Here is a 24579-nt window from a genome sequence, read left to right on the forward strand (position 1 = left end):
GGCTCGGTGCTTGCGCACACCTGGTGCTCTCGGGCCTGCGTGGTCCTTCACAGCTCTCGACGAGGAGACAATCCATGCACATCAAGAAGCGGGCCGTCGCGGCGGCCAGCGCCGCAGCAGCCATGGCCATGGCGCTGAGCGCCTGCGGGGGTCTGTCCACCAGTTCCACCGGCTCCGGTGGCTCCGGTGATTCCGGCGCGTCGGTCGGCTCCGGCGGCCCGTGGCCGACCGTGAAGGTGGGCGGTGTCGGCGTGCAGGCCGACATCCCGGACATCAGCAAGTTCTGCGGCACCAAGCCGATCAAGGTGGGCTACGCCGACGGCAACAACAACAACACCTGGCGCAAGGCCACGATCGCGCTCTTCAAGGCCCAGGCGGCCAAGTGTTCGAACATCACCCAGGTCGTGGTGACCGATGCCCAGAACAACACCCAGAAGGCGATCTCGGACATCAACTCGATGGTCGCCCAGGGCGTCAACGTGATCGTCACCTTCGGCGACGCCGGACAGGCCCTCCTGCCGACCGTCCAGAAGGCGACCGCGGCCGGCGTGGCGGTCGTGCCGATTGTCTCCGGCATCGGCGGTACACCGGGCAAGGACTACGTCGACTTCGTCTCCGAGAACGTCGAGACGTACGGCAAGAACCTCGCCGACTGGACCGCCAAGGCGATGCACGGCAAGGGCAACCTGGTCATGCTGGGCGGTGTCGCCGGCAGCGCCTACTCCCAGACCGTCTACGACGGCGTCAAGAAGGCGGTCGCGGAGCATCCCGGCGTCCACCTGCTCAACGCGGACGGGTACGTCGCCACCGACTGGGACGTGAGCAAGACGCAGCAGGTCGTGGCCGGTCTCATCACGAAGTACGGCAAGATCGACGGCATCGTCTCCGACTTCGGCGGCGGTTCGGTCGGTGGTATTCGCGCGTTCATCGCCGCGAACAAGCCTCTGCCGGTCTGGTCGGCCAATGACTCCAACGAGTTCGCCTCGCTCTGGTACCAGTACCACAAGCGGTACCCGAGCTATCAGATCGCGACCGAGTCTTCCCGCAACTGGGTCGTCGAGGCCGCTCTGAACAAGGGCCTCGCGGCCTACAACGGCATCACCGACACGGAGCCCTCGACGTACAACCTGGAGATCATCGAGGACTCGACCAACCCGAAGATGATGCCGAAGTACGACAAGTCGCTGCCCGCTGACGCGATTCTCTCTTCCGGCCTGACCACCGAGCAGATCAAGGCCCTCTACAAGTAGGCCCTGTAGCGGCCCAGTCGGCTTTGAGTCCATCTCGGCCAGGCCGCCGCCCCGTTCACGGACAGAACCGGCCGCAGCTCCGGCAATTCCCAGCAGGTGCCCGGGCCTCCACGAGTTCCTTCAAGGCCCGGGCGGCTCACCTCATCGCTTTTCCGGACCGTTTCCCGTCCGAAACCCGAACTACGCAGCCACGTACGGATATCCGAGGAGCATCCATGAACCGACTCGACGGTAAGGTCGGCATCGTCACCGGCGCCTCGCGCGGCATCGGCCACGCGATCGTCGACGCGATGGCGGCCGAGGGTGCGGCCGTCATCGCGACCAGCCGCGCTGCCGCCGACGACTCATTCGGCGCCGGCGTCACGTACGCGTCCCTCGACGTGGCCAGCGAAGCCGACTGGCAGCGTGTGATCGCGGAGGTCATCGACCGCCACGGGCGCGTCGACTTCCTCGTCAACAACGCCGGCATCATCGCCTATGAAACCGTCCACGAACTCACCAGTGAGGAGTGGAATCGGGTCGTCGCGGTCAACCAGACCGGCACCTGGCTCGGGATGCGCGAGGTGATCCCGCAGATGATCACTCAGGGCGGCGGCAGCATCATCAACGTCTCGTCGATCTGGGGCAGCGCCGCTGTCGCCGGTGCGCACGCCTACCACGCGACCAAGGGCGCGGTGCGCAACATGTCGAAGAGCGCCGCCGTCAGCTACGCCAAGGAACGCGTCCGCGTGAACTCGGTTCATCCCGGTTTCATCTGGACCCCCCTGACCGAGGCTCAGGCCCCGGAGGTGAACGAGTACGTCATCTCCCAGACCCCGATGGGCCGCGCCGGACGACCGGAGGAGATCGCCGCCGGCGTCGTCTTCCTCGCCTCCGACGAGGCCAGCTTCGTGACCGGTTCCGAGCTCGTCATCGACGGCGGCTACCTCGCCCAGTAGTGGGCCCATCAACGGGCCGAGGCGTCGGCCCGACCACTCAGGTCTGTGCCCCTCAACATCTTCCAGGAGTCCGACGTGACCAACTTCGGCAGCAACGGACCTGAGACTCAGGTCCGGCCACCGCAGCAGGGTGCGAGCCCCGGCCCCACCCAGTCCAACCACGCAGCAAGTCAGACAGCGGGCCAGGCGGCCGGCCGTGCCGCATCGGTGCTCTCCATGCAGGGCATCGGGAAGTCCTTCCCGGGCGTGCGCGCGCTGGACGAGGTGAGCTTCGATGTCCGCCCCGGCGAAGTCCACGCCCTGGTCGGCGAGAACGGCGCCGGCAAGTCCACCCTGATGGCCGTGGCCTCGGGCGCATTGGCGGCAGACGACGGCACGGTCCTCATCGGCGGCGACCAACTCACGCATGCGCAACCCGAGCAGGCTCGCAGCCTCGGCCTCGGCATCGTGCGTCAGCATCCGGCGCTTCTTCCGGATCTGACCGTGGCGGAGAACATGGCACTCGGCGTCGGGTACAAGCGCGTCGGCGGGCTTCGCCGCGCGGTCGCCTGGGCCCGCGAGACCCTCGCGCCGTGGGAGATGAACATCGACCCGCGCGCCCGCGTCGCCGATCTGTCGATGGAGAAGCGGTTCATCATCGAGATCGCCAAGGCCCTCGCGCTGAACCCGAAGGTCCTGATCCTCGACGAGCCCACCGAGCATCTCAACGCCGAAGAAGTGCAACGTCTCTTCACGAAGGTCCGCGAGACCGTCGCAACCGGCGCCGGTGTCGTCTACATCTCCCACCGCATCCCTGAAGTCAAACAAATCGCCGACCGGATCACTGTCCTTCGCGACGGCCAGACCCGCGGAACCTTCGACGCCGACGCCGTTACCGAGGAGCAGATCGTCGAGCGCGTCGTGGGCCGCAAACTCGAGACGGTCTTCCCCACCAAGGAACCCGTACCTGCGGACGCGGCCGAGCGACTCGTCGTGAACGGGCTCTCCGGTCCCGGCTTCGAGAACATCTCCCTGACCGTCCGCTCCGGTGAGATCCTCGGCCTGGCCGGGGTTCAGGGCAATGGCCAAGCCGAGCTCGTCCGCGCCCTGGCCGGCCTGGCCTCGACTTCAGGCAAGATCGTCGTCGACGGGCAGCAGGTCCGCGGCGGAAACGCAGCGGCTGCGAACGCCGGTGTCGTCTACGTGCCTGCGGATCGGCACGGCGAAGGTGTCTTCCTCCCGCTCGGCGTGAGCGAGAACATCGTGGCGCGCACCCTGCACAAGGTCTCACGCCTCGGCCTTGTCAGCGACGTGCTGATCCAGGCCACCGCGAAGGACCAGATCCGCAACCTTGCGATCAAGACCCCGACCCCCGAGACGCCGATCAGCTCTCTCTCGGGAGGCAACCAGCAGAAGGCCGTCATGGCCCGCACGCTGTTGGCTGCACCGAAGGTCCTCGTGGTCGAGGAGCCCACTCAGGGTGTCGACGCCGGTGCACGCGTCGACCTGTACAAGATCCTGCGCACCGCGGCCGATGACGGTGCCGCCGTCATCGTGCTCTCGTCCGACAACGTCGAGCTCGAGGGCCTGTGCCACCGCGTGCTGATCATGTCCCGCGGAAGCGTCGTCGAGGAGCTCACCGGTGAGGAGATCACCGAAGCGGCCATCGCTCATGCCGCACTGACCTCGACGAGCGTGCGCGGACAAGAGAAGACCCGCCCGGAGAAGCGTCGCCGACTGCGGGCCTGGCTGGCGGGCGACCAGTCGCCCGCGGCAGTGATCACCGTGATCGTGGTGCTCCTCGGTCTAGGGACCGGGCTGCACAACGGCGACTACTTCGGTCAGCTCAACCTCAACAACCTCCTGCTCATGCTTGCTCCCCTGTTGCTGGTCGGTGCCGCGCAGCAGGTCGTCGTCATGGGAGCCGGGTTCGATCTCTCGGTCGGACCCCTCATGGGCTTCCTGGTCGTGATCGCGTCGTACTGGATCGTGGACGGCGGAAACCTGGTCCTCGGTCTGGTCCTGATGGCTCTCGGCGCCGTCGCGGTAGGCGTGATCAACGGCGTCATGGTGACCTGGTTCCGCATCAACCCGGTCGTCGCGACCCTCGCGGTCTACATGGCCCTCCAGGGCATTTACCTGTCCCTGCGAGACACGCCGGGCGGCACGATCTTCCCGTCGGTGGCAGCCGACATCCAGGCCCACTTCGGTGCGCTTCCACTGGTGACCATCATCGCGGTGCTCCTCGTTCTGCTCCTCGAGCTGGCACTGCGTCGCACCAGGTGGGGCGTCGAGCTTCGGGCTCTCGGGTCCGAGCCGGACGCCGCGGAGCGTCTCGGGGTGAAGGTCCGACTGATCCAGTTCACCTCGTACGTGATCTGCTCGGCACTGGTCCTGCCCGCCAGCATCATCCTGATGGCTCAGATCGGTATCGGTGACGGTCGTCCTGGTCTCGCGTACACCCTCAACTCAGTGACCGTGGTCGTGCTCGCGGGAGCCAGCATCTTCGGTGGCCGCGGTTCGTTCATCGGGATCATCGCCGCCGCTGTCCTCGCTCAGCAGCTGGTCAATGTCTCCCCGTTCCTCAACCTCTCCCCTGCCTGGGGCTACTGGCTCCCGGGCCTCATCACGATCGGCGCCGCGGCGCTGTACGCGCAGCTGCGCCGTACCCGCCGGACGGGAGCACACGCATGAGCACCCGAACGACCAACGCCTCCCGCCGCAACCCGAGTCATCAGGGGAACGCCATAAACAACTTCGACGCGGGCGCCACCTGGCGCCGCCTCCTTTCGGGCAGCTGGGTCGGGATCGTGATTGCCACGATCATCCTCTTCGCCCTCAGCCCCGCCATCGCGCACGGCAGCGTCGGCTCAGCCCCGCTGCTCAGCATGCTGCCCTTCGCCGCTGTGCTCGCCATGGCAGCCGTCGGGCAGACCCTCGTCGTGCAGCAACGTGGCCTCGACCTGTCGGTGCCAGGCATGATCGCGCTCGCTGCGGCCATCTGCACCTGCATGGTCCAGTCCCACGGTTGGCCGGCGTGGCTCGCCGTCATCGTCGCCGTGGTCGCCCCCGGTCTCGTCGGTCTGGTCAACGGAGTCCTGGTCGCTGTCGCCCGCGTCATGCCGCTGGTCGTGACGCTCGGCATGAACGCGGTCCTGCTCGGCACGGTCCTGGAGATCTCCGGCGGCTCACCGGCCACAGCACCAGGCGGCCTGAGCCGGTTCTCCGTCGACCGGACCCTCGGAATCCCGAACACCTTCATCATCGCGGTCGTCATGCTCGCCGTCGGCGGCATCATCGCCAAGCGCTCCGCGGTCGGGCGCCGATTGACCTACATCGGTGTCAGCGTTCCCACCGCCTCGGCCCTGGGCATCCGAGTCACCCGTTACCAGGTCGTCGCCTACGGTTTCGCAGGCCTCGCCTACGGCGCCGCCGGTGTTCTCCTGGCCGGCTACACCCGGACTCCCGGGCTCTTCATCGGGGACAGCTACGTGCTTCCGACCGTCGCGGCCGTGGTCCTGGGTGGCACCGCAATGACCGGCGGTATCGCGAGCATCGTGGCCAGCGGCGTCGCGGCGCTGTTCCTGACACAGCTCGGACAGCTGCTTCGCTCGTTGGGCTGGAACGACGCTCAGCAGCTCATCGCGCAGGCCGCAGTCCTCGCCGCGGTGGTCCTGCTTCGCCAGGCCGCTCCCGCTCTTCGCGGGCTGGCACAGCGCCGACGCCAACGGGCGTTGCCTGCGGTCGGCTGACGACCGAGCCACAGGTATACACAGAGTGGTCCGGGAGCTCTGCTCCCGGACCACTCTGTCGCGCTGCACCTTCGAGGTGGCCGTGCGGTGGCCGCTTTGACATCACCCATCACGAGTCGGTGATCTTGTAGGCCTTCATCTTGCGGTAGATCGTCGCTCGGGACAGGCCGAGCATCTCCGCTGCGCGGGAACGGTTTCCGTCGGTTTCCCGCAGCGCCCGGGAGATCGCCTCGAGCTCGGCACGCTCGATCATGGTCAGCGTACGGGCACCCTGGATCCGCTCCGGCAGGTCACCGGGGAGGACGTATCCGCGTTTGCCGGCAAGCGCCAACCCCTCCACGACGTTGTGGAGCTCCTTGAGGTTGCGGGGCCACTCGTATCCGGTGAGCAGGTCAAGGGTCTCCGAACGTGGCTCCAGGCCGACGCCCGGCATGGCCCGGTCCGTGAAGTAGCGCCACAAAGCGGACAAGTCGGCGGTGCGCTCCCTCAGCGGAGGAACCCACACGTGTGACGCCCCGAGAGCCACCGCCGTCTCCTCGGCCTCCGCGGCCGAGCGAAGCGTGGCAGTGAGCATCACAGGGCCCTTCGGAACGCTCATCTCCAACAACCCGGCCAGCGCGAGCCTCGCTGCAGGGTCGAGGGCGTCGATCCCCTTGACGATCACGGGCGCTCCGCCTTGCAGCCGCTCCGCGATGCTGCGAAGCCATCGCTTCCCCCCGATCAGGGTCCGCTCCACCGTGTCGATCACGATGTGAGCACCTGGCCCGGGCTCGCCGGAACGGAACGGGAACCCCAAGGCGAGTGACGTCTTCCCGACGCCGGCCTCGCCGGCGATCACCACCGGCCGCATCGCCTCCCGCCGTCGTGCGACCGCGTGCAGAGCCGCCATCCAGTCCGGCGAGCGTCCGATCAACTGCGCCCGGGCCGGCCCCAGTGCAGTGGTGGTCGAGGTCCTGCCCCGCTGGAGGGACACGATCGTTCCGGCGCCTCCCTCGACCGGTGCCAGCCGGACCTCGGTGAGGGTGCCGGAGAGTTCGATGATGAACCGGCCACCGGATTGCCGCTGGGCCAGATCTCCAAGCGCCGCGACATCTGCGCTGGACAGGCGGGCAGCGCCCTGGCTCTGCATGATCAGTCCCTGCGGACCGAACCCGACCACGGCGCCGGCCTTGGCCTTCGAGGCGTCCAGGAATGCCTGGAAGACCGCCCGGGCCTTGGGGGAGGCCACATCGAGGAGATGTTGCTGCAACTGGTCGGCGACCGTCTTGACCATGGGCCGCAGCAGCGAACGGCCCTCGATGAGTCCGCTGGACAACGTCACCACGGCAACGATCTTCTGGGTCAGCGGGTGCCGGATCGGCGTTCCGGTACAGACGGCGTCGCTGTACATGTCCGCGTAGTGCTCCGCGCCCGTGATCTGGACGCTCTGCCCGGTCGCCAAGACCGTGCCGACGCCGTTGGTGCCCACGAGCGACTCATCCAGGACGGCTCCGCGGTCGGTTCCGACCATGTCGAAGTGACGCCACGCGTCACGGTCTGCAGCCCAGCGTCCGAGAACACGACCTTGGGCGTCCGCCAGCAGAAGGCCGACACCCGTTCCCGACAAGTCGGCGGAGAAACGTGACATCGGCGCCTGAAACAGATCCAGGAGATGCTGATCCAGCTCATCTTCCGCCACACGCGGGACCTCGCGGACGTTGGCCGGCACACCGAGCGCCTCCCGGGAACGCTCCCAGGACCTCAGCAGCGCAGGCGCGACATCTATGCGGTCGGTGCTCCCCGTCAACCACTCGTCTTTGTGCTCGTGGACTGGCCAAATCGACATGCTCTTCCCTTCCTGCTGCAGAGCCGGAGCATAATGCGATATGGCGCGTATGCAGCCAGATCGCAATCATCATGTAATAGGAAAAAATCGACGAGCGTCGATTCCGGACCTATGCGAGTCGCTCGAGGCCTCAGGCCAGACGCCGGCGATACTCATCGACGGCCAGCGCTGCCGCGCCGAAGACATGGTGCTCGCACGCGGCTCGCGCCGCGGCGGCGTCACACACGACAGCCGCGGCTTCGACGATGCGGCCGAATTCCTCAAAGGAGATCCGCGCCCGTTGGTCGTCCATGAACGCGTAGCGACGAAAGATCTGGACCCGAGCGTGAACGCGGGCAACATCCTCGGCGAGGACCGGGTTGCCGGCGCCTTCGAGCAGGAGTCCGTAGAACCGCTCGTTCGCCTCCTCGCGTGTCTTGATGGTGCCCCTGAGGTAGGTCGTCTCCATCTCGATCAGGAGCGCTTGCAACTCGCTCTTCACCTGCTCTGACGCGCGGGCCACGAAGAGTTCGCCCACCAGGCCCTCGAGTGCGCGCCGTACCTCGTAGATCTGCTCGATGTCCTGCGGCGTCAACACGGTCACGACCGGTCCGTGGTGGGCGACCACCGTCACCAGCCGCTCGGCCTCGAGTTGGCGCAGCGCTTCTCTGACCACGGTGCGCGAGACTTCGTAGGCCTCGCACAGGCCGCTCTCGCGCAGGGCGTCGCCGGGCTGGAAGGCCCCACTCAGGATGTCTTCACGTAGCAGGCGTGTGATCTGCTGCCGCAGCGGTGCCGCATGTCGCGTCAGTCTTGAAGTGCTCATGATGGATCCCTCAACCTCCAACTGTCGCCTGCCAGACCCAGAGGTTCTTGGGGCTCGTGAGGCACTGTCTCAAATCGATGCACCGGACCGTATCCCGGGCTTTCGGCCGTAGCGTATTACGAGATGACGGTAATACGTCACCCCTGAACGTGCACGTGTGGCACCGGCGGCAGCTCTACCCGAGCCGCCTGGTTGCCGCCGCACCGCTCCCGCCGAACGAGGAGGACCCCTTCCATGACGACACCGACCGCGCCGGTCACAGCACAGGTCCGCGGACGGGAGATCCCCGTCGATCTGTACATCGGCGGTGCGTGGACACACGCCGCCGAGACATTCTCGGTCGTCAACCCCGCAAACGGTCAGACGATCGCCGAGGTCGCCGACGGCACCGTCGACCAGGCACTCGCCGCGCTCGATGCGGCCGTCGCCGCTCAGGACGCCTGGCGTCACGTGCTTCCGCGTGAGCGTGCCGACCTGTTCCACCGCGCGCACCGGCTGCTCCTGCAGCGTGCCGACGAGATCGTCGAGACCATGACGCTGGAGAGCGGCAAGCCGTTGGGCGAGGCCCGGGGTGAGTTCCAGCTCTCGGCTGACTTCTTCCTCTGGTACGCCGAGCAGATCGCCCACCTCCACGGCACCTATGCGCATGGCTCCCGAGGCGCCTACCGCATCGTCACCACCCACCAGCCGGTCGGCCCGTGCCTTCTCATCACTCCGTGGAACTTCCCGTTGCTGATGATCGCCCGCAAGGCCGGAGCGGCGCTCGCTGCCGGATGCACGGTCGTGGTGAAGTCCGCGAAGGAGACCCCGCTGACCTGTGCACTGTTCGTGCAGACGCTGCACGATGCCGGTTTCCCGGCGGGTGTGGTCAACCTCGTCCACACGACGACCTCGTCCAAGGTGTCGGCGGCGCTCATGGCGGACAGCCGTCTGCGCAAGGTGAGCTTCACCGGATCGACCGGTGTGGGCAGTACCCTGCTGAGCCAGGCGGCTCCGAACATCACCAATGCCTCGATGGAACTCGGCGGCGACGGTCCGTTCATCGTGCTCGATGACGCCGACCTCGACCTGGCGGCCGAGCAGGCGATCGTGTGCAAGTTCCGCAACGCCGGTCAGGCGTGTGTGGCGGCCAACCGGATCATCGTCGACAGCCGCGTCGCGGAAGAGTTCACGGCCAAGTTCGTCGCGTTGACCGAGAAGCTGAAGGTCGGCGACGGATTCGACCCGGACACGGAGGTCGGCCCGATCATCTCGGCCCGGCAGCGCGACACCGTCAAGGAGCTCGTCAACGGCTTCTCCGAGATCGGCGCGACCCTGCTGACCGGGGGCAAGGAGATACCGGGCGACGGATTCTTCTTCGAGCCGACCGTCTTCTCGGTGACGGAGGCGGATGACGACCTTTGCCACCAGGAGCTGTTCGCCCCCATCGCGACGATCTACACCGCCGACTCGGTCGCCGAGGCGGTCAAGGTCGCCAACGACACGACCTACGGGCTTGCCGCGTACGTGTTCACCCGCAACGTGGACCGCGCCATTGCCGTGAGCGAGCGCCTCGATTTCGGCATGGTCGGCATCAACCGCGGCATCATGGCCGACCCCGCGGCGGCGTTCGGCGGCATCAAGGCCTCCGGCCTGGGCCGCGAAGGCGGACACGAGGCGATCTACGAGTTCCTCGAGCCCAAGTACCTCGCCATCACCGTGAACGAGACGGAGGCAGGCCTGTGACCCCCTGCGTCGCCTCCATCGGCGTCCTGCGCCAGCCCAAGACCGTTCTCTTCGGTCCCGGCGAGCGGCGCCACCTGCCCCATCTCCTTGCCGAGATCGGACGGCACGTCCTCGTCGTCACTGACGCCCGTATGGCACAGGTGACCGAGTTCAAGGACATGGTCACTGCCATCGAAGGACGCGGGATCACGGTCTCGGTGTTCTCCGAGGCCGAGCCGGACCTGCCTCGCGAGAACGTACTCACCGTCGTCGACCGGTACGGCGACGCCGGCGTGGATGCGCTGCTCGCGGTCGGCGGCGGCTCCTGCCTCGACCTGGCGAAGGTGTCCGCTGCCGTCCTCGCACACGGCGGCGACGTTCGGGACTACTACGGCGAGTTCCTCGTCCCGGGCCCCGGGCTTCCGGTCATCACCGTACCGACCACCGCCGGTACCGGCGCCGAGGTCACCTGCATCTCGGTCGTCTTCGACCGGGAGAAGGGCATGAAGGTCGGCGTGGCCAGCCCGCACCTGGAGGCGTACGCCGCCGTCATCGACCCTGAGCTCACCGTCTCCTGCCCGCCGGCACTCACCGCGGCCACCGCGGCCGACGCGCTGACTCACCTGGTCGAGACGTTCACCGACCGGGTCAAGGACGTGACGCCGGAGTTCCTGGCCAACCATCTCTACGTCGGGAAGAACCCGCTGACCGACATCTTCTGCCGCAGCGGCCTGACTCTGCTCAACTCGTCCCTGGAGGGCGTGGTCGCCGACCCGTCCGACATCGAAGCACGCTCCGCGACCATGCTGGCCGCGTACAACGCAGGCATGGCCATCAACACCGCCGGTACCGCCGCGGCGCACGCGATCCAGTCCCCGATCGGTGCGCTGACCCACACGTCGCACGGGTTCGGGGTCGGAGCGCTTCTGCCGTACGTGATGCGCTTCAACCTTCCGACCCGGATCGCGGAATTCGCCGAGATCGGGGCGCTGCTCGGTGCCGCGGACCCCGAGTCGACCCCGTTGGATCAGGCGAAGGCCGGCATCTCCCGCGTTGAGGCGCTGCTGGAGACCGTCGGCTGCCCGACCGACCTGAAGACGCTCGGCCTGGACCCGAAGGACTTCTCCTACGTGGCCGACCAGGCGATGCTCGCGACCCGCCTGACGGCCAACAACCCGCGCGATCTCACCCACGAGTCCGTAGTTGAGATCCTGCAGCGTGGCTACGACAACGACCGCACCTGGTGGTCGGTGTGACGAGCACAGCCGCGACACCGGCAAGTGGCCCGATGGAGCCGGTCGCCGTCGCCGGCGCCGGCTCCATCGGGGTCGCCTTCGCCATCGTCTTCGCACGAGCCGGGCACGCGGTCCGGGTGTGGGATCCGTTCCCGGACGCTCTGGAGCGCGCCCAGGGTGAGCTCTCCGATCGCCTTGACCAGTTGTCCGCGCACGGCCTCGTCGAGAATCCGAGCGCTGTGAGTGCGCGGGTCACGTTCGCCAGTGACTTGGCGGAGGCAGTCGCGGGAGCAGCGCTGGTGCAGGAATGCGCACCGGAGCGGGTAGATGTCAAGCAGGACCTGATCCGGCGAGCGGCCCAGAGCGCGCCTGAGCAAGCGGTGTTCGCCAGCTCGAGCTCAGCGATACGTCCCAGTCTCATGACAGCCGACCTGCCCGAAGGGCTGCGGGACCGGATCCTGGTCGGTCACCCCGGCAACCCGCCGTACCTCATCCCGGTGATCGAGGTCGTCCCCTCCCCCAGCACTGCTACGTGGGCAGTCGAGCGCGCCCGTGCCATCTACACCGGCGCAGGGCTACGCCCGATCACGGTCAACCATGAACCGGAAGGGTTCGTGTTCAACCGTCTCCAAGGTGCGGTACTGCGTGAGGCCTACTGCCTGGTCCGAGACGGGGTTGCGACCGTTGACGAGATCGACGAAGTCGTCCGCAGTGGTCTCGGGCGCCGGTGGAGTCTCATCGGCCCGTTCGAGACCGTGGACCTCAACACCCGCGGCGGTCTTGAATCACACGCGGAGAAAATGGGACCTGCGTATGCACGAATCGGCGCCGAGCGCGGTCAGAACGACCCATGGACGCCAGACCTCGTGTCCACCGCGGTACACCAGCGTCGCGCTCTTCTCCCACTCGACCGATGGGAAGAACGGGTTCGCTGGCGAGACGAGCAGCTCATGCGGCTGACGCCACTGTGGGAGGACATTCGCGCCACCTCCTGAGTTCCTCTCGCGTCTTCCTTATATCGGCGCGGATGGCTGGTCGAGGTGCCTCGCACATGTGAACTGTTCCGAGGCACCTCGATCTGCCGACGAATCCGACACGTTTTTCCGCCTGCGTCGTGATCTCGCCTCACACAGGGAAACGGCGGTCGACCCAGTTCCACAGGAACTCCAGGGCGGCCGCCGCCACCACCGCGATGAGCACCGCCGTCCACGGCATCGTGATCCCCACCAGCTTCAGCGCGAAGAAGCGCTGCAGCGCCGGCACCACCAGTACGAACACGAACGCCGCGCCCATCGAGGCGACCAGCAGCACCCGCCACCACGTGTAGGGGCGGGCGACGATGGCCAGGACCCACATCGAGATCAGGAAGAGCGTGAGCGTGGCCGCGCTGGTCTCCGCGTCCAGCGCACCCGGCCCCGTGTAGTAGAGACGTGCCGTCAGATACGTCACGAAGGTCGCGACGCCCGCCACCACCCCGCCCGGGATCGAGTACCGCATCACCCGCCGGACGAAGTGCGGCCGGGCCCGCTCCTTGTTGGGCGCGAGCGCCAGGAAGAATGCCGGGACGCCGATGGTGAGCGTGGACAGCAGGGTCAGGTGCCGGGGCAGGAAGGGATATTCGACCTGCCAGCACACCACCAGCACGGCCAGCAGCACCGAGTAGACCGTCTTCACCAGGAACAGCGTGGCCACCCGCGTGATGTTGCCGATGACCCGCCGGCCCTCCGCGACCACCGACGGCAGCGTGGCGAAGCTGTTGTCGAGCAGCACGATCTGCGCCACCGCCCGCGTCGCCTCCGACCCCGACCCCATCGAGACGCCGATGTCGGCGTCCTTGAGGGCGAGCACGTCGTTCACGCCGTCGCCGGTCATCGCGACCGTGTGCCCGCGCGACTGCAGCGCGCCGACCATGTCCCGCTTCTGCTGCGGGGTGACCCGGCCGAAGACAGTGCCCTCGTCGAGGGCCTTCGCCATTCCGTCCTTGTCGGCGGGCAGTCGCCGCGCGTCCACCGTCGTGCCGCTGAGCCCGAGCTTGGCGGCCACGGCCCCCACGGACACCGCGTTGTCGCCGGAGATGACCTTGGCGCGGACGTTCTGGTCGGCGAAGTAGCGCAGGGTGTCGCCGGCGTCGGGGCGCAGCCGCTGTTCGAGGACGACGAGGGCGGCTGGCCGGGCGCCCCGGGCCACGTCCGTGTCGTCGAGGTCGCGGGTCGCGCGGGCCAGCAGCAGGACGCGCAGCCCCTGCTCGTTGAGCCGCTCGGTCTCGGCCAGCGCCGGGTTCTTGTCGGTGAGCAGCACATCGGGCGCGCCGAGCAGCCAGGTGCTGTTCTCGCCGTCGCCCTCGCTGAAGGTCGCGCCGCTGTACTTGCGGGCGGAGGAGAAGGGCAGCGACTCGACGCAGCGCCAGTCCTCGCTGTCCGGGTAGGCGTCGATGATCGCCTGGAGGGAGGCGTTGGGGCGCGGGTCCGACTCGCCGAGCGCACCGAGGACCTTGCGTACGTACGTCTCGTCGACGCCGTCGAGGGAGCGCAGCTCGGTGACGTCCATGCCGCCCTCGGTGAGCGTGCCGGTCTTGTCGAGGCAGACCGTGTCGACGCGGGCGAGGCCCTCGATGGCGGGGAGTTCCTGGACGAGGCACTGCTTGCGGCCGAGGCGGATGACGCCGATCGCGAAGGCGACGGAGGTGAGCAGGACGAGGCCCTCGGGGACCATGGGAACGATGCCGCCGATCGTGCGGGCGACGGCGCCCTTGAGGTTGTCGTTCTTGACGACGAGCTGGGTGATGACGAGTCCGATCGCGGCCGGGACCATCATCCAGGTCACGTACTTGAGGATCGTCGAGATACCGGTGCGCAGTTCGGAGTGGACGAGCGTGAAGCGGGAGGCCTCCTCCGCGAGCTGGGCGGCGTAGGCCTCGCGGCCGACCTTCATGGCGGTGAACGCACCACCGCCCGCGACGACGAAGCTGCCGGACATGACCCGGTCGCCGGGGCGCTTGACGACGGGGTCGGCTTCGCCGGTGAGCAGGGACTCGTCGATCTCCAGGCCGTCGGCCTCGGCGCAGACGCCGTCCACGACGGCCTTGTCGCCCGGCCCTATCTCCATGAGGTCGCCGAGGACGATCTCGTTGGTGGCGACTTCGACGGCGTTGCCGTCCCGTCTGACGGTCGGCCGGGCCTCGCCGATCACGGCGAGGGAGTCGAGGGTCTGCTTCGCGCGCCATTCCTGGACGATGCCGATGCCGGTGTTGGCGAGGATGACGAAGCCGAAGAGGCTGTCCTGGATCGGGGCGACGATCAGCGTGATCACCCACAGGACGCCGATGATCGCGTTGAAGCGGGTGAAGACGTTCGCCCGTACGATCTCGGCCATCGAGCGGCTGGAGCGGACCGGGACGTCGTTGACCTCGCCGCGGGCCACCCGCTCCGCGACCTCGGCGGTGGTCAGGCCGGTCGACGGGGTGGACGGCAGAGGTACCGGATGCACAGGGTCCAGCTCGGCCCCCGCGTCGATGTGCGTCATGCATTCGACGGTACGTGCGGATTTGCGGCTTCACCTGCCGAGTGGGGCGAAGATCCGACCTGGGGAGGAGACGGCTCGTGCCCTGGTTGTAGGCGAGCCGCGTCCGCTCATTCCGGGACGGTCACCCGGGGTGCCGCCGCCCTCTTGATCGCCGCGTCCCGCCTTCGGACGTACCAGATGCCGATGAGGCCCAGTCCACCGCCGGCCAGACAGGTCCACAGCCACCAGGTGTGCCCGTGGTCGTCGAACCAGTCGTAGAAGGGGAGCTGGACCAGGAAGAGGACGAACCACACGATCGTGCCGCCGGTGATGGTGGCGACCACAGGGCCCTCCAGGGGCTCCGGTGCCTCGTGCTTGGGGGTCCACTTCGTCATGTGCACAGCTTACGAGGCTCGTCGCTCGGTCTGGCGGCCCACTGGGTCTACGCGCGGAGATAGCGATCTTTTACTCATATGTTCATACTGAAGCCGTTTGTGTCTGGCCACTTCCATTCGTATGAAAGTCCAACGGGGTCGGGGGATCCGTTGGTGTGAGGTCCCGCATGTCCACCTCGGCACCTGCCAAGGTCCCCGCTTCCGAGCAGCCCGGCGGCGACCCCGCCTACGGCACGCTCGACCGTTTCTTCAAGATCTCCGAGCGGGGCAGCACCCTGCCGCGCGAGATCCGTGGCGGATTCGCCACGTTCTTCGCGATGGCCTACATCATCGTGCTGAACCCGATCATCCTCGGCAGCGCGAAGGACATGTACGGGCATCACCTCGACAACGGCCAGCTGGTCACCGCCACCGCCGTCAGTGCCGCCTTCACGACGCTCCTGATGGGTGTCATCGGCAACGTCCCGATCGCGCTCGCGGCCGGCCTCGGTGTGAACTCCGTCGTCGCCCTCCAGCTCGCTCCGCGCATGTCGTGGCCGGACGCGATGGGCATGGTCGTCCTCGCCGGCTTCGTCGTCATGCTGCTCGTCGCCACCGGGCTGCGCGAGCGCGTCATGAACGCGGTGCCGTACTCGCTGCGCAAGGCGATCTCGATCGGTATCGGCCTGTTCATCATGCTGATCGGTCTCGTCGACGCCGGCTTCGTCAGCCGCATCCCGGATGTCGCCCAGACCACCGTCCCGGTCCAGCTCGGCGCCGACGGTCACCTCAACGGCTGGCCCGTGCTCGTCTTCATCCTGGGCGTCCTGCTCACGTTCGCGCTGATCGTCCGCAAGGTCTCCGGCGCGATCCTCATCTCGATCGTGTCGATGACCGTGCTCGCGTTGATCATCAACGCGGTCGCGAAGGTCCCGTCCTGGGGCCTGACCACCCCGAAGTGGCCCGGCAACCCCGTCGCCACCCCGGACTTCGGGCTGCTCGGCCAGGTCAGCCTCTTCGGCGGCTTCGGCAAGGTCGGTCTCCTGACCGGCATCCTGTTCGTCTTCACGGTGCTGCTGTCCTGCTTCTTCGACGCCATGGGCACGATCATGGGCGTCAGTGACGAGGCCAAGCTGACCGACGCCCAGGGCCAGATGCCCGGCATCAACAAGGTGCTGTTCGTCGACGGCATCGCCGTCGCGGCCGGTGGCGCCAGCTCCTCCTCGGCCACCACCTGCTTCGTCGAGTCGACCGCGGGTGTCGGCGAGGGTGCGCGCACCGGCTTCGCCAACGTCATCACGGGTGCCCTGTTCGCTGTCGCGCTGTTCCTGACGCCGGTCGCCACGATGGTCCCGTCCCAGGCGGCCACCCCCGCGCTGATCGCGGTCGGCTTCCTGATCCTGGCCGGTTCGGTCAAGGAGATCGACTGGGCCGACTACACGGTCGCGATCCCGGCCTTCGTGACGATGGTGATGATGCCGTTCACCTACTCGATCACCAACGGCATCGGCATGGGCTTCATCGCCTTCGTGGTGCTGCGTCTGGCGGCGGGCCGCGGGCGCGAGATCCCCGCGCCGATGTACGTCGTCTCGGCCGTGTTCGCCTTCTACTACCTGATGCCGGCCCTCGGCCTGACGTGAGCCCGGTTCTACGGGCTCACGTGACCCCGTAGAACTTCTCCGTCTCCTCGACGGCGGCCTGGAACCGCTCGTCGAAATCGTCCCGAATGAGCGTCCGGACCACATAGTCCTGGACGCTCATTCCTCTTTTCGCCGCATGGTCCCGGAGCCGTTCGAGCAACTCCCCGTCTATCCGCAGGCTGAGCACACTGGTCCCCATGGCTACGAGGGTCGCGACCCCCGGGCGCCCGGTGCCTCACTTTCCGGATTCGGCTCACTCGTACGGGTGATAGATGCGCCCTGCATGCGTTAACCATGATTCAGTGGCCCAAGTCACGGGCGACCAGGCGTGTCAGCGGTGGTCTTTAGCGAGAGTAATGAGTTACTCTAAGGACATGCCGGACCTCACCCATGGCGACGACGCTGCCGCCGTGAACGCCCTTCGCTCCGCCGTGATGCGGTTGTCCCGTCGGCTCAAGCACCAGCGGGTCGACGAGTCGCTGAGCCCCACCGAGATGTCGGTGCTCGGCACCTTGTCCAACTGCGGCCAGGCCACCCCGGGCGAGCTCGCCCGCAAGGAGCATGTCCAGCCGCCCTCGATGACCCGCATCGTGGCGCTGCTCGAGTCCAAGGGGCTGGTCCGTCTGGAGCCGCATCCCGAGGACCGGCGCCAGAAGGTCGTCACCAGGACCGAGCAGGCCGAGGTGATGCTGGAGGAGAGCCGCCGCAAGCGCAACGCGTTCCTGGCCGGTCTGGTCGAGGGCCTCGACGAGGACGAGTGGGCGAAGATCCGCGCCGCCGCCCCCGTGCTGGAGAAACTCGCACACCTGTAAGCACGCGGCGCGCATCGCATCGCGAACCAGCCGTACTGCGCGCCGGTGCCGGGAGCACGGGCGCGCGCAGACGAAAGAGCAGTCGACCTAGGAGGCGAACCCACTTTGAGTACGGGATCCGGAGCAGCTTCCGCCCCCGCACCAACCGCCACTACCACCACCGTTTCCCACAAGTCCTCGATGTTCAGCTCGCTGAGGATCAGGAACTACCGACTCTTCTTCGCCGGTCAGGTCGTCTCCAATACCGGCACCTGGATGCAGCGCATCGCACAGGACTGGCTGGTGCTGAGCCTCACCGGCTCCTCCGCGGCCGTCGGCATCACGACGGCCCTGCAGTTCCTGCCGATGCTGCTCTTCGGTCTCTACGGCGGCGTCCTCGTCGACCGCCTGCGCAAGCGCCCCGCGCTCCTCGTCACGCAGACCTCGATGGCCGTCACCGGCCTCGTCCTCGCCGCGCTCACCCTGACCGGCCACGTCCACGTCTGGCACGTCTACGTCGCCGCCTTCGCCGTCGGCCTCGCCACGGTCGTCGACAACCCGGCCCGCCAGTCCTTCGTCTCCGAGATGGTCGGCCCCGAGCAACTGCAGAACGCGGTCAGCCTGAACTCCGCGAACTTCCAGTCCGCCCGCCTGATCGGCCCCGCCGTCGCCGGTGTCCTCATCACCGGCGTGGGCACCGGCTGGGCGTTCCTCTTCAACGGCCTGTCCTTCGTCGCCCCCATCGCCGGCCTGCTGCTGATGCGCGCGCGTGAACTGCACGTCGTCGAGCGGACGCCGCGCGGCAAGGGCCAGCTGCGGGAGGGGCTGCGCTATGTCGCCGGCCGCCCCGAACTGATCTGGCCGATCGTCCTCGTCGGCTTCATCGGCACCTTCGGCTTCAACTTCCCGGTGTGGCTGTCGGCCTACGCGGACGACGTCTTCCATGCGGGCGCCGGCGCCTACAGCCTCTTCAACACGCTGATGGCCGTCGGCTCGGTCGCCGGAGCCCTGCTCGCTGCCCGCCGCGGCACGGCACGGCTGAGGGTGCTGATCGCGGCGGCGGTGGCCTTCGGCACGCTGGAGATCGTGGCCGCGCTCGCGCCGTCGTACTGGCTGTTCGCACTGCTGATGGTCCCGATCGGGGTCTTCGGCCTGACGGTCAACGTCACGGCCAACACCTCGGTGCAGATGGCCACCGACCCGGCCATGCGCGGCCGGGTGATGGCCCTGTTCATGATGGTCTTCATGGGCGGTACGCCGCTGGGCGCACCGCTTGTCGGCTGGGTCACCGACGCCTACGGCCCGCGGGTCGGCTTCGTCCTCGGCGGCATCGTCTCGGCCGCTGCGGCCGCCGTCATCGGCGTGGTCCTGGTCCGCATCGGCGGCCTGCGCCTGAGCGTGCGCTGGTACCACGGCCACCCACAGGTACAGGTCGTACCGCGCGAGCCGGAACTGGCGACCGCGGCCTGAGCGGCCGGTCCGGGTCAGTCGCAGGGGAAGTCGTCGGTCTTGAGGACAAGGCCGACGACCGTTCCGGTCAGGTCGATGTCCTCGCCGAAGGGGATCTTCGTCTCGGTCGCGTACGCGCCGTCCTTGGGGTGCGTGTACAGGTAGCACCTGGCCTGGTACGGGTCGGCGATGAGGTACACGGACACCTCGGCGGCAGCGTACGCGTCCTTCTTGGGGCCGTAGTCGTTGGCCGCGGTCTTCCTCGAGATCACCTCGGCGACGAACTCGACGTCCTCGTAGTGCCAGAGTCCTTTGGGGTTCAGGGTGGCTCCCTCGGTCATCAACGTCATGTCCGAGGCGAAGCCGTTGAGGTGGCCGGGGTAGTCGATGCGGACATCGGACTTCAGGCGCTTGCGCGGGAACTTGGTGCGCAACGCGTCGTAGAGAGCGGCGATGATCTCCCAGTGGGTGTCGCGCTGCGGCGCCGTGAAGATGTTCCCCTCGACGATCTCGACCTTGTACCCCTCGGGGACGGGCATCCTCTCCAGCCACTCGAACATCATGTCGAGCGTGAGTTCGCCGCCGCTTTCGGCCATCTCGATCCTGTCGTCAAGGACGGACATCGTGGCGCTCCTCCCCGGCTGCCCCACGGACGAGCGCAATCGCGCGCTGCAACGATACGCACGGTCATCCGGACACGCCCGGCACACGGCAGGCAGACTGGTCGTATGAGACTCTTCGCCGCCGTGGTGCCCCCCGAAGAGGTCCTTCGTGAACTGGCCTCGGAAGTCCACGAGTTGAGCAATTTCCCCGGCGCCGGTGGGCTGCGCTGGACCGGCCGCCCCGGCTGGCACTTCACGCTCGCGTTCTACAGCGAGGTCGACGACGAGCTGGTGCCGGATCTGTCGGAACGCCTGGAGCGCGCCGCGCACCGCACCGCCCCCTTCTCCCTCGCCGTCTCCGGCGGCGGACAGTTCGGGCGCGGGCGGACCCTGTGGGCCGGGGCCGAGGGCGACCTGGCGACGCTGCGGCTGCTCGCCGACCGGGCGGAGGCGGCGGCGCGGAAGGCGGGCGTGCCGATGGGGGAGCACCGGCGGTACAAGGCCCACCTGACGGTGGCCCGCAGCCGTGACGCCGTGGACGTACGGCCGTACGTCACCGCCCTCGCGCAGTTCACGAGCCGCACCTGGACGGTGGCGGACCTCGCCCTGGTACGCAGCAACCTGCCGAGGTCGGGCGTGCCGGGGGAGCAGCCCCGGTATGAGGCGGTCGCCCGCTGGGCACTCGGCGCCGCCGGTTAGGCTCGAGAACGTGGACCCGAAAACCCGGAACCGGATCATGGCCGGTGCCCTTGTGCTGATGTTGGTCGTCGTAGTGCTGGCGGCGGTCGGAAGGTAAGCCCGAGACTGACCGCCGCCGTCATCGGCGCTATCGCCGCGGCTCGAGCCGGCCTACCAGGCGAAGGCCTCCGGAGACGGTCCCGTACCCGGGAAGATCTCGTCCAGACCGGCCAGCAGTTCCTCGCTCAGCTCCAGCTCCACCGCACGCAGCGCGGACTCCAGCTGCTCGGCGGTGCGCGGACCGACGATCGGGCCGGTCACCCCGGGCCGGGTGAGCAGCCAGGCCAGGGCGGCCTCGCCGGGCTCCACGCCGTGCTTGTCGAGCAGGTCCTCGTACGACTGGATCTGCGCGCGGACGGTGGGGTTGGCCAGGGAGTCCGCGGACCGCCCGGAAGCGCGCCGGCCGCCCTGCACCTCCTTCTTGATCACACCGCCGAGCAGACCGCCCTGCAGCGGGGACCACGGGATGACGCCGAGGCCGTAGTCCTGCGCGGCGGGGATGACCTCCATCTCGGCACGCCGTTCGGCGAGGTTGTAGAGGCACTGCTCGCTGACGAGCCCGATGGTGCCGCCCCGGCGAGCGGCGGTCTCGTTCGCCTGGGCGATCTTGTAGCCGGGGAAGTTGGAGGAACCGGCGTACAGCACCTTGCCCTGCTGGACCAGGACGTCGATCGCCTGCCAGATCTCGTCGAAGGAGGTGCTGCGGTCGATGTGGTGGAACTGGTAAAGGTCGATGCGATCGGTCTGCAGCCGCTTGAGGCTGGCGTCCACGGCACGCCGGATGTTCAGCGCGGAGAGCTTGTCGTGGTTGGGCCAGGCGTCGCCTTCCGCGGCCATGTTGCCGTACACCTTGGTGGCGAGGACGACCTTGTCGCGCCGCTCGCCGCCCTTCGCGAACCAGTTCCCGATGATCTCTTCGGTACGGCCCTTGTTCTCGCCCCAGCCGTACACGTTCGCGGTGTCGAAGAAGTTGATGCCCGCGTCCAGCGCCGCGTCCATGATCGCGTGGCTGTCGACCTCATCGGCCAGCGGGCCGAAGTTCATGGTGCCGAGGACGAGTCGGCTGACCTTGAGTCCCGTGCGTCCTAGCTGCGTGTACTTCATGGTCACCCAGCCAACGTCTTGGAGTGCGCTCTATGCAAGCGCATGGATGGTGCGGATGAAGGCTGTCCAGGTCGGTCGGAGCCGTCGGAGAGGGTGCCGTTTGTCGGGGGACAGAGGTTGTGCAGGCTGGCGGGTGAGTGGCTGGGTGGCACACATGGAACGGGGCGGCGTACGTCGACGGGGTGTCGATGTACGCCGCCCTCGGGTGGGACGCGTTGCGGGATGAGGGCCTGCGTTGTCATGGCGGTTATTTCGGGTCGTCGTTGAACTTCGAGGTCGACCAGAAGTAGCCGAGTACCGCGAGGCCCAGGCACCAGGCGACGGCGAGCCATCCGTTGGTGCCGATCTCCGTGCCGAGCAACAGGCCGCGCAGGGTCTCGATGGCGGGCGTGAACGGCTGGTATTCGGCGATCGGCTGGAACCAGCCCGGCATCGCGTCGATGGGGACGAAGGCGCTGGACAGGAGCGGCAGCAGGATCAGGGGCATGGCGTTGTTGCTGGCGGCCTCCGCGTTCGGGCTGACCAGGCCCATGCCGACCACGATCCAGGTGAGCGCCATGGAGAAGAGCACGAGCAGCCCGAACGCCGCGAGCCACTCCAGGACGGTGGCATCGGTGGAGCGGAAGCCGATGGCCACGGCGACGGCGCCGACGAGGACCACGCTGACGACCGACTGCAGCACGCTGCCGATGACGTGTCCGACGATCACGGAGCCGCGGTGGATCGCCATCGTGCGGAAGCGGGCGATGATGCCCTCGGTCATGTCGTTGGAGACGGATACCGCGGTGCCGATCGTGGTGCTGCCGATGGTCATCAGCAGGAGGCCCGGGACGATGTAGGCGATGTACTCGGAGCGGTCCGGACGGCCGCCCCCGATGCCCGCGCTCATGGTGTCGCCGAAGATGTAGACGAAGAGCAGCAACAGCATGATCGGCGTGAGCAACAGGTTCAGGGTGAGGGACGGGTAGCGCCGGGCGTGCAGGAGGTTGCGGCGCAGCATCGTGGACGAATCGCGCAGGGCGAGGGAGAGGGAGCTCATCGGGCAGCCTCCTTGGGCTGGGTGGGGATGGCGGTTCCGCCGGTCAGGGCGAAGAAGACGTCGTCGAGGTCGGGGGTGTGCACGGTCAGTTCGTCGGCCTCGATGCCGTTCGAGTCCAGGCGGTCGAGGATGGAGCGCAGCTCGCGCTGGCTGCCGTCGCTGGGAAGCTGGAGGGTGAGGGACTCGTCGTCGCAGGTGACCTCGCGCAGGGCGGACGCGGCGCTCTGGTAGGCGGCCGGGTCGGTGAAGCGGAGCCGGACGTGTCCGCCGGGGATGAGCCTCTTCAGTTCCTCGGCGGTGCCCTGGGCGGCGATCTTGCCGTCGTTGAGCACGGCGATCCGGTCGGCGAGTTCGTCGGCCTCCTCCAGGTACTGGGTGGTGAGGAAGACGGTGACGCCGTCGGAGACGAGCTCGCGGATGATCTGCCACATGGTGTGCCGGGAGCGCGGGTCGAGGCCGGTGGTCGGCTCGTCGAGGAAGATGATCCGCGGGTTGCCGACCAGGGTCATGGCGATGTCGAGGCGGCGTTTCATGCCGCCGGAATAGGTGGACGCGGGCTTCTTCGCGGCCTCGGTGAGGTCGAAGCGCTCCAGCAGCTCGGCGGTGACCTGCCGTCCCTCGAGTCTGGAGAGGTGGTGCAGGTCGGCCATGAGGAGCATGTTCTCCTCGCCGGTGATCAGGCCGTCGACGGCGGAGAACTGCCCGGTGACGCCGATCGCGGCGCGTACGGCCTGCGGCGCGGTGGTGAGGTCGTGGCCGCCGACGCGGATCCGGCCACTGGCGGGGTCGGGGGAGATCAGGGTGGAGAGGACCTTGACGGCGGTGGTCTTGCCGGCGCCGTTCGGGCCGAGCAGGGAGAAGATCGTTCCTTCCGGGACGGCCAGGTCGACGCCGTCGAGGACGGTCTTGTCGCCGTAGGACTTGCGCAGCCCGTTCGCCGCGATGGCCGGGTCGGTCATGAGGGGTTGCTCCTCCGTACAGGGATGCGGGTTCACAGGCTGCGGGCGGTGATGTCGCCGTAGGCGGTGGTCGCGTGGATGTTCAGGCCGGCGGAGCCTCCGTCGGTGTTCTTGAGCGCGTTGTGGATCCGGCCGTAGGAGGTGCCGGCGTCGAGAGAGGCGGAGACTCCGGAGGCGGCGCCGATGAAGATCTCGCCGTGCTCGGTGCGCAGCGTGACCGTGCCGCGGGCGGCCTCGGCGATGCTCAGGTCGCCCTTCTGGGTGCTGATCTCGGCGGGGCCGCTCAGGCGGCCGACCGTGACATCGCCGGCCTGGACGGTGAGGCGAGCGCTGTCGGCCTCGTCGAGCTTGACCGTGGCCTGCGCGCCCTCGAAGGCGACGTCGCCGAGGCGTCCGACGCCCCGGAGTTCGGCGGCGGCCGCCTTCGCCTCGATGCGGGAGCCGGCGGGCAGTTGGACCGTCATCTCGACGGACCCGGAGTTGCCGAGGACCCGGTTCTTCGCCGCCGGGGCCTCGATCCGCAGGACGCCGTCGCTGTAGGCGACCTCGATCTGCTCCGCCGCCTTCACGTCGCGGCTCTTGGCGGCGTTCGCGGGCAGGATCTCGACCGTGGTGTCGGCCCGGTCGGCGGCGATGAACTGGATGCGTCCGGCAGGGATGTCGAGGACGGCCGAGACCGGGGCGGGGGTGTCGAACTTCTGCATCGTGCGCTCCTTCGGTTCGTTGTTTCCGACATTGGAAACGCTACGTTGCGTTCATGAAACTGGCAACAAGGTTGTTGCATCAAATCGCTGTCAGTGCAGGATAAAGCAGAGATTTCGTTGCAATGAATCTTCTTCTAATGCAACAACTCGCATCTGGTCGTTGCAATGAATTGAAGGTGAACGCTATGCT

At 67.8% G+C, this 24579-nt stretch carries 21 protein-coding genes; 11 read left to right on the forward strand and 10 right to left on the reverse strand.

Translation table 11 applies throughout. The features are described 5' to 3' along the window. Positions 1-74: 74 nt before the first annotated feature. From IEZ19_RS23975 to IEZ19_RS23990, 4 genes are all read left to right on the forward strand, one after another. Entirely contained in the window at positions 75-1250 is a 1176-nt protein-coding gene (locus IEZ19_RS23975) for a substrate-binding domain-containing protein (RefSeq protein ID WP_189313340.1), read from the forward strand. A gap of 215 nt (positions 1251-1465) precedes the next feature. After that, a complete protein-coding gene (locus IEZ19_RS23980; RefSeq protein WP_189313341.1) occupies positions 1466-2188 on the forward strand; it encodes an SDR family NAD(P)-dependent oxidoreductase in 723 nt (240 codons plus the stop codon). Positions 2189-2233: 45 nt separating this feature from the next. Continuing rightward, positions 2234-4861 carry an ATP-binding cassette domain-containing protein gene (locus tag IEZ19_RS23985; RefSeq protein WP_229840668.1) on the forward strand — a complete coding sequence of 876 codons (2628 nt, stop codon included), beginning with the start codon at positions 2234-2236 and terminating at the stop codon, positions 4859-4861. Then, positions 4858-5919 carry an ABC transporter permease gene (locus IEZ19_RS23990; protein ID WP_189313342.1) on the forward strand — a complete coding sequence of 354 codons (1062 nt, stop codon included), beginning with the start codon at positions 4858-4860 and terminating at the stop codon, positions 5917-5919. Before IEZ19_RS23985 ends, IEZ19_RS23990 begins: the two co-directional genes overlap by 4 nt. Positions 5920-6028: 109 nt before the next feature. On the opposite strand, the gene IEZ19_RS23995 is transcribed toward IEZ19_RS23990, so the two are convergent. Both IEZ19_RS23995 and IEZ19_RS24000 read right to left on the reverse strand, forming a co-directional pair. Continuing rightward, positions 6029-7744, reverse strand: a complete 1716-nt coding sequence (locus IEZ19_RS23995; protein ID WP_506005001.1) for a sigma-54-dependent Fis family transcriptional regulator — start codon at positions 7742-7744, stop codon at positions 6029-6031. A gap of 130 nt (positions 7745-7874) precedes the next feature. Next, complete coding sequence (locus tag IEZ19_RS24000; protein ID WP_229840670.1) at positions 7875-8549, reverse strand: GntR family transcriptional regulator; 675 nt, start codon at positions 8547-8549, stop codon at positions 7875-7877. A gap of 234 nt (positions 8550-8783) precedes the next feature. Here IEZ19_RS24000 and IEZ19_RS24005 point away from each other — a divergent pair, with 234 nt between their 5' ends. Genes IEZ19_RS24005 through IEZ19_RS24015 form a run of 3 tightly spaced genes read left to right on the forward strand, consistent with a single transcriptional unit; the run spans position 8784 to position 12483 of the window. After that, complete coding sequence (locus IEZ19_RS24005; RefSeq protein ID WP_189313344.1) at positions 8784-10274, forward strand: NAD-dependent succinate-semialdehyde dehydrogenase; 1491 nt, start codon at positions 8784-8786, stop codon at positions 10272-10274. Continuing rightward, complete coding sequence (locus IEZ19_RS24010) at positions 10271-11509, forward strand: iron-containing alcohol dehydrogenase (RefSeq protein WP_189313345.1); 1239 nt, start codon at positions 10271-10273, stop codon at positions 11507-11509. The genes IEZ19_RS24005 and IEZ19_RS24010 overlap by 4 nt, the downstream gene beginning before the upstream one ends. Before the next feature lie 32 nt (positions 11510-11541). Beyond that, positions 11542-12483 carry a 3-hydroxyacyl-CoA dehydrogenase gene (locus IEZ19_RS24015; RefSeq protein ID WP_189313346.1) on the forward strand — a complete coding sequence of 314 codons (942 nt, stop codon included), beginning with the start codon at positions 11542-11544 and terminating at the stop codon, positions 12481-12483. 130 nt (positions 12484-12613) lie between these two features. On the opposite strand, the gene IEZ19_RS24020 is transcribed toward IEZ19_RS24015, so the two are convergent. Together IEZ19_RS24020 and IEZ19_RS24025 are read right to left on the reverse strand one after the other, a co-directional pair. Next, entirely contained in the window at positions 12614-15010 is a 2397-nt protein-coding gene (locus IEZ19_RS24020; RefSeq protein ID WP_189313347.1) for an HAD-IC family P-type ATPase, read from the reverse strand. A gap of 107 nt (positions 15011-15117) precedes the next feature. Next, positions 15118-15384: a DUF2530 domain-containing protein gene (locus IEZ19_RS24025; protein WP_189313348.1), complete on the reverse strand. Its 267-nt coding sequence runs from the start codon at positions 15382-15384 to the stop codon at positions 15118-15120. A 167-nt stretch (positions 15385-15551) separates the two neighbouring features. Here IEZ19_RS24025 and IEZ19_RS24030 point away from each other — a divergent pair, with 167 nt between their 5' ends. After that, on the forward strand, positions 15552-17003 hold the full coding sequence (locus IEZ19_RS24030; protein WP_189313349.1) for an NCS2 family permease: 1452 nt from the start codon (positions 15552-15554) through the stop codon (positions 17001-17003). Between the two features lie 16 nt (positions 17004-17019). Here IEZ19_RS24030 and IEZ19_RS24035 read toward each other — a convergent pair whose 3' ends face one another. Next, positions 17020-17202 carry a ribbon-helix-helix protein, CopG family gene (locus IEZ19_RS24035; protein ID WP_189313350.1) on the reverse strand — a complete coding sequence of 61 codons (183 nt, stop codon included), beginning with the start codon at positions 17200-17202 and terminating at the stop codon, positions 17020-17022. Between the two features lie 175 nt (positions 17203-17377). Here IEZ19_RS24035 and IEZ19_RS24040 point away from each other — a divergent pair, with 175 nt between their 5' ends. Further along, a complete protein-coding gene (locus IEZ19_RS24040; RefSeq protein WP_189313351.1) occupies positions 17378-17815 on the forward strand; it encodes a MarR family winged helix-turn-helix transcriptional regulator in 438 nt (145 codons plus the stop codon). A 180-nt stretch (positions 17816-17995) separates the two neighbouring features. After that, complete coding sequence (locus IEZ19_RS24045; RefSeq protein ID WP_189313352.1) at positions 17996-19264, forward strand: MFS transporter; 1269 nt, start codon at positions 17996-17998, stop codon at positions 19262-19264. A gap of 14 nt (positions 19265-19278) precedes the next feature. Here IEZ19_RS24045 and IEZ19_RS24050 read toward each other — a convergent pair whose 3' ends face one another. Then, on the reverse strand, positions 19279-19866 hold the full coding sequence (locus tag IEZ19_RS24050; RefSeq protein ID WP_189313353.1) for a Uma2 family endonuclease: 588 nt from the start codon (positions 19864-19866) through the stop codon (positions 19279-19281). Between the two features lie 105 nt (positions 19867-19971). On the opposite strand from IEZ19_RS24050, the gene thpR reads away from it, so the two are divergent. Beyond that, the gene (gene thpR, locus IEZ19_RS24055) at positions 19972-20544 is read left to right on the forward strand and encodes an RNA 2',3'-cyclic phosphodiesterase (RefSeq protein ID WP_189313354.1); all 573 of its coding nucleotides are present in this window, start codon (positions 19972-19974) and stop codon (positions 20542-20544) included. Between the two features lie 150 nt (positions 20545-20694). Here the strand turns inward: thpR and IEZ19_RS24060 are convergent, their stop codons facing one another. The 4 genes from IEZ19_RS24060 to IEZ19_RS24075 form a co-directional block, all read right to left on the reverse strand. After that, a complete protein-coding gene (locus IEZ19_RS24060; RefSeq protein WP_189313417.1) occupies positions 20695-21687 on the reverse strand; it encodes an aldo/keto reductase in 993 nt (330 codons plus the stop codon). Between the two features lie 247 nt (positions 21688-21934). After that, positions 21935-22726: an ABC transporter permease gene (locus IEZ19_RS24065; RefSeq protein WP_189313355.1), complete on the reverse strand. Its 792-nt coding sequence runs from the start codon at positions 22724-22726 to the stop codon at positions 21935-21937. Next, positions 22723-23685, reverse strand: coding sequence for an ATP-binding cassette domain-containing protein (locus IEZ19_RS24070; protein ID WP_189313356.1), 963 nt, complete (start codon positions 23683-23685; stop codon positions 22723-22725). Before IEZ19_RS24070 ends, IEZ19_RS24065 begins: the two co-directional genes overlap by 4 nt. A gap of 32 nt (positions 23686-23717) precedes the next feature. After that, a complete protein-coding gene (locus tag IEZ19_RS24075) occupies positions 23718-24389 on the reverse strand; it encodes a DUF4097 family beta strand repeat-containing protein (RefSeq protein ID WP_189313357.1) in 672 nt (223 codons plus the stop codon). Positions 24390-24579: the final 190 nt, after the last annotated feature.

The sequence above is a fragment of the Streptomyces brasiliensis genome (assembly GCF_014647875.1).
Taxonomy (GTDB): domain Bacteria; phylum Actinomycetota; class Actinomycetes; order Streptomycetales; family Streptomycetaceae; genus Streptomyces; species Streptomyces brasiliensis.

Bases quoted from the DNA above. Each gene is read 5' to 3' on its own strand.
- IEZ19_RS24050 (WP_189313353.1), bottom strand. From the start codon at position 19,866: ATGTCCGTCCTTGACGACAGGATCGAGATGGCCGAAAGCGGCGGCGAA.
- IEZ19_RS24060 (WP_189313417.1), bottom strand. From the start codon at position 21,687: ATGAAGTACACGCAGCTAGGACGCACGGGACTCAAGGTCAGCCGACTC.
- IEZ19_RS24045 (WP_189313352.1), top strand. From the start codon at position 17,996: ATGTTCAGCTCGCTGAGGATCAGGAACTACCGACTCTTCTTCGCCGGT.
- thpR (WP_189313354.1), top strand. From the start codon at position 19,972: ATGAGACTCTTCGCCGCCGTGGTGCCCCCCGAAGAGGTCCTTCGTGAA.
- IEZ19_RS24065 (WP_189313355.1), bottom strand. From the start codon at position 22,726: ATGAGCTCCCTCTCCCTCGCCCTGCGCGATTCGTCCACGATGCTGCGC.
- IEZ19_RS24005 (WP_189313344.1), top strand. From the start codon at position 8,784: ATGACGACACCGACCGCGCCGGTCACAGCACAGGTCCGCGGACGGGAG.
- IEZ19_RS23980 (WP_189313341.1), top strand. From the start codon at position 1,466: ATGAACCGACTCGACGGTAAGGTCGGCATCGTCACCGGCGCCTCGCGC.
- IEZ19_RS24030 (WP_189313349.1), top strand. From the start codon at position 15,552: ATGTCCACCTCGGCACCTGCCAAGGTCCCCGCTTCCGAGCAGCCCGGC.
- IEZ19_RS24040 (WP_189313351.1), top strand. From the start codon at position 17,378: ATGCCGGACCTCACCCATGGCGACGACGCTGCCGCCGTGAACGCCCTT.
- IEZ19_RS24035 (WP_189313350.1), bottom strand. From the start codon at position 17,202: ATGGGGACCAGTGTGCTCAGCCTGCGGATAGACGGGGAGTTGCTCGAA.
- IEZ19_RS24000 (WP_229840670.1), bottom strand. From the start codon at position 8,549: ATGAGCACTTCAAGACTGACGCGACATGCGGCACCGCTGCGGCAGCAG.
- IEZ19_RS23990 (WP_189313342.1), top strand. From the start codon at position 4,858: ATGAGCACCCGAACGACCAACGCCTCCCGCCGCAACCCGAGTCATCAG.
- IEZ19_RS23995 (WP_506005001.1), bottom strand. From the start codon at position 7,744: ATGTCGATTTGGCCAGTCCACGAGCACAAAGACGAGTGGTTGACGGGG.
- IEZ19_RS24015 (WP_189313346.1), top strand. From the start codon at position 11,542: ATGGAGCCGGTCGCCGTCGCCGGCGCCGGCTCCATCGGGGTCGCCTTC.
- IEZ19_RS23975 (WP_189313340.1), top strand. From the start codon at position 75: ATGCACATCAAGAAGCGGGCCGTCGCGGCGGCCAGCGCCGCAGCAGCC.
- IEZ19_RS24070 (WP_189313356.1), bottom strand. From the start codon at position 23,685: ATGACCGACCCGGCCATCGCGGCGAACGGGCTGCGCAAGTCCTACGGC.
- IEZ19_RS24020 (WP_189313347.1), bottom strand. From the start codon at position 15,010: ATGACGCACATCGACGCGGGGGCCGAGCTGGACCCTGTGCATCCGGTA.
- IEZ19_RS24025 (WP_189313348.1), bottom strand. From the start codon at position 15,384: ATGACGAAGTGGACCCCCAAGCACGAGGCACCGGAGCCCCTGGAGGGC.
- IEZ19_RS24075 (WP_189313357.1), bottom strand. From the start codon at position 24,389: ATGCAGAAGTTCGACACCCCCGCCCCGGTCTCGGCCGTCCTCGACATC.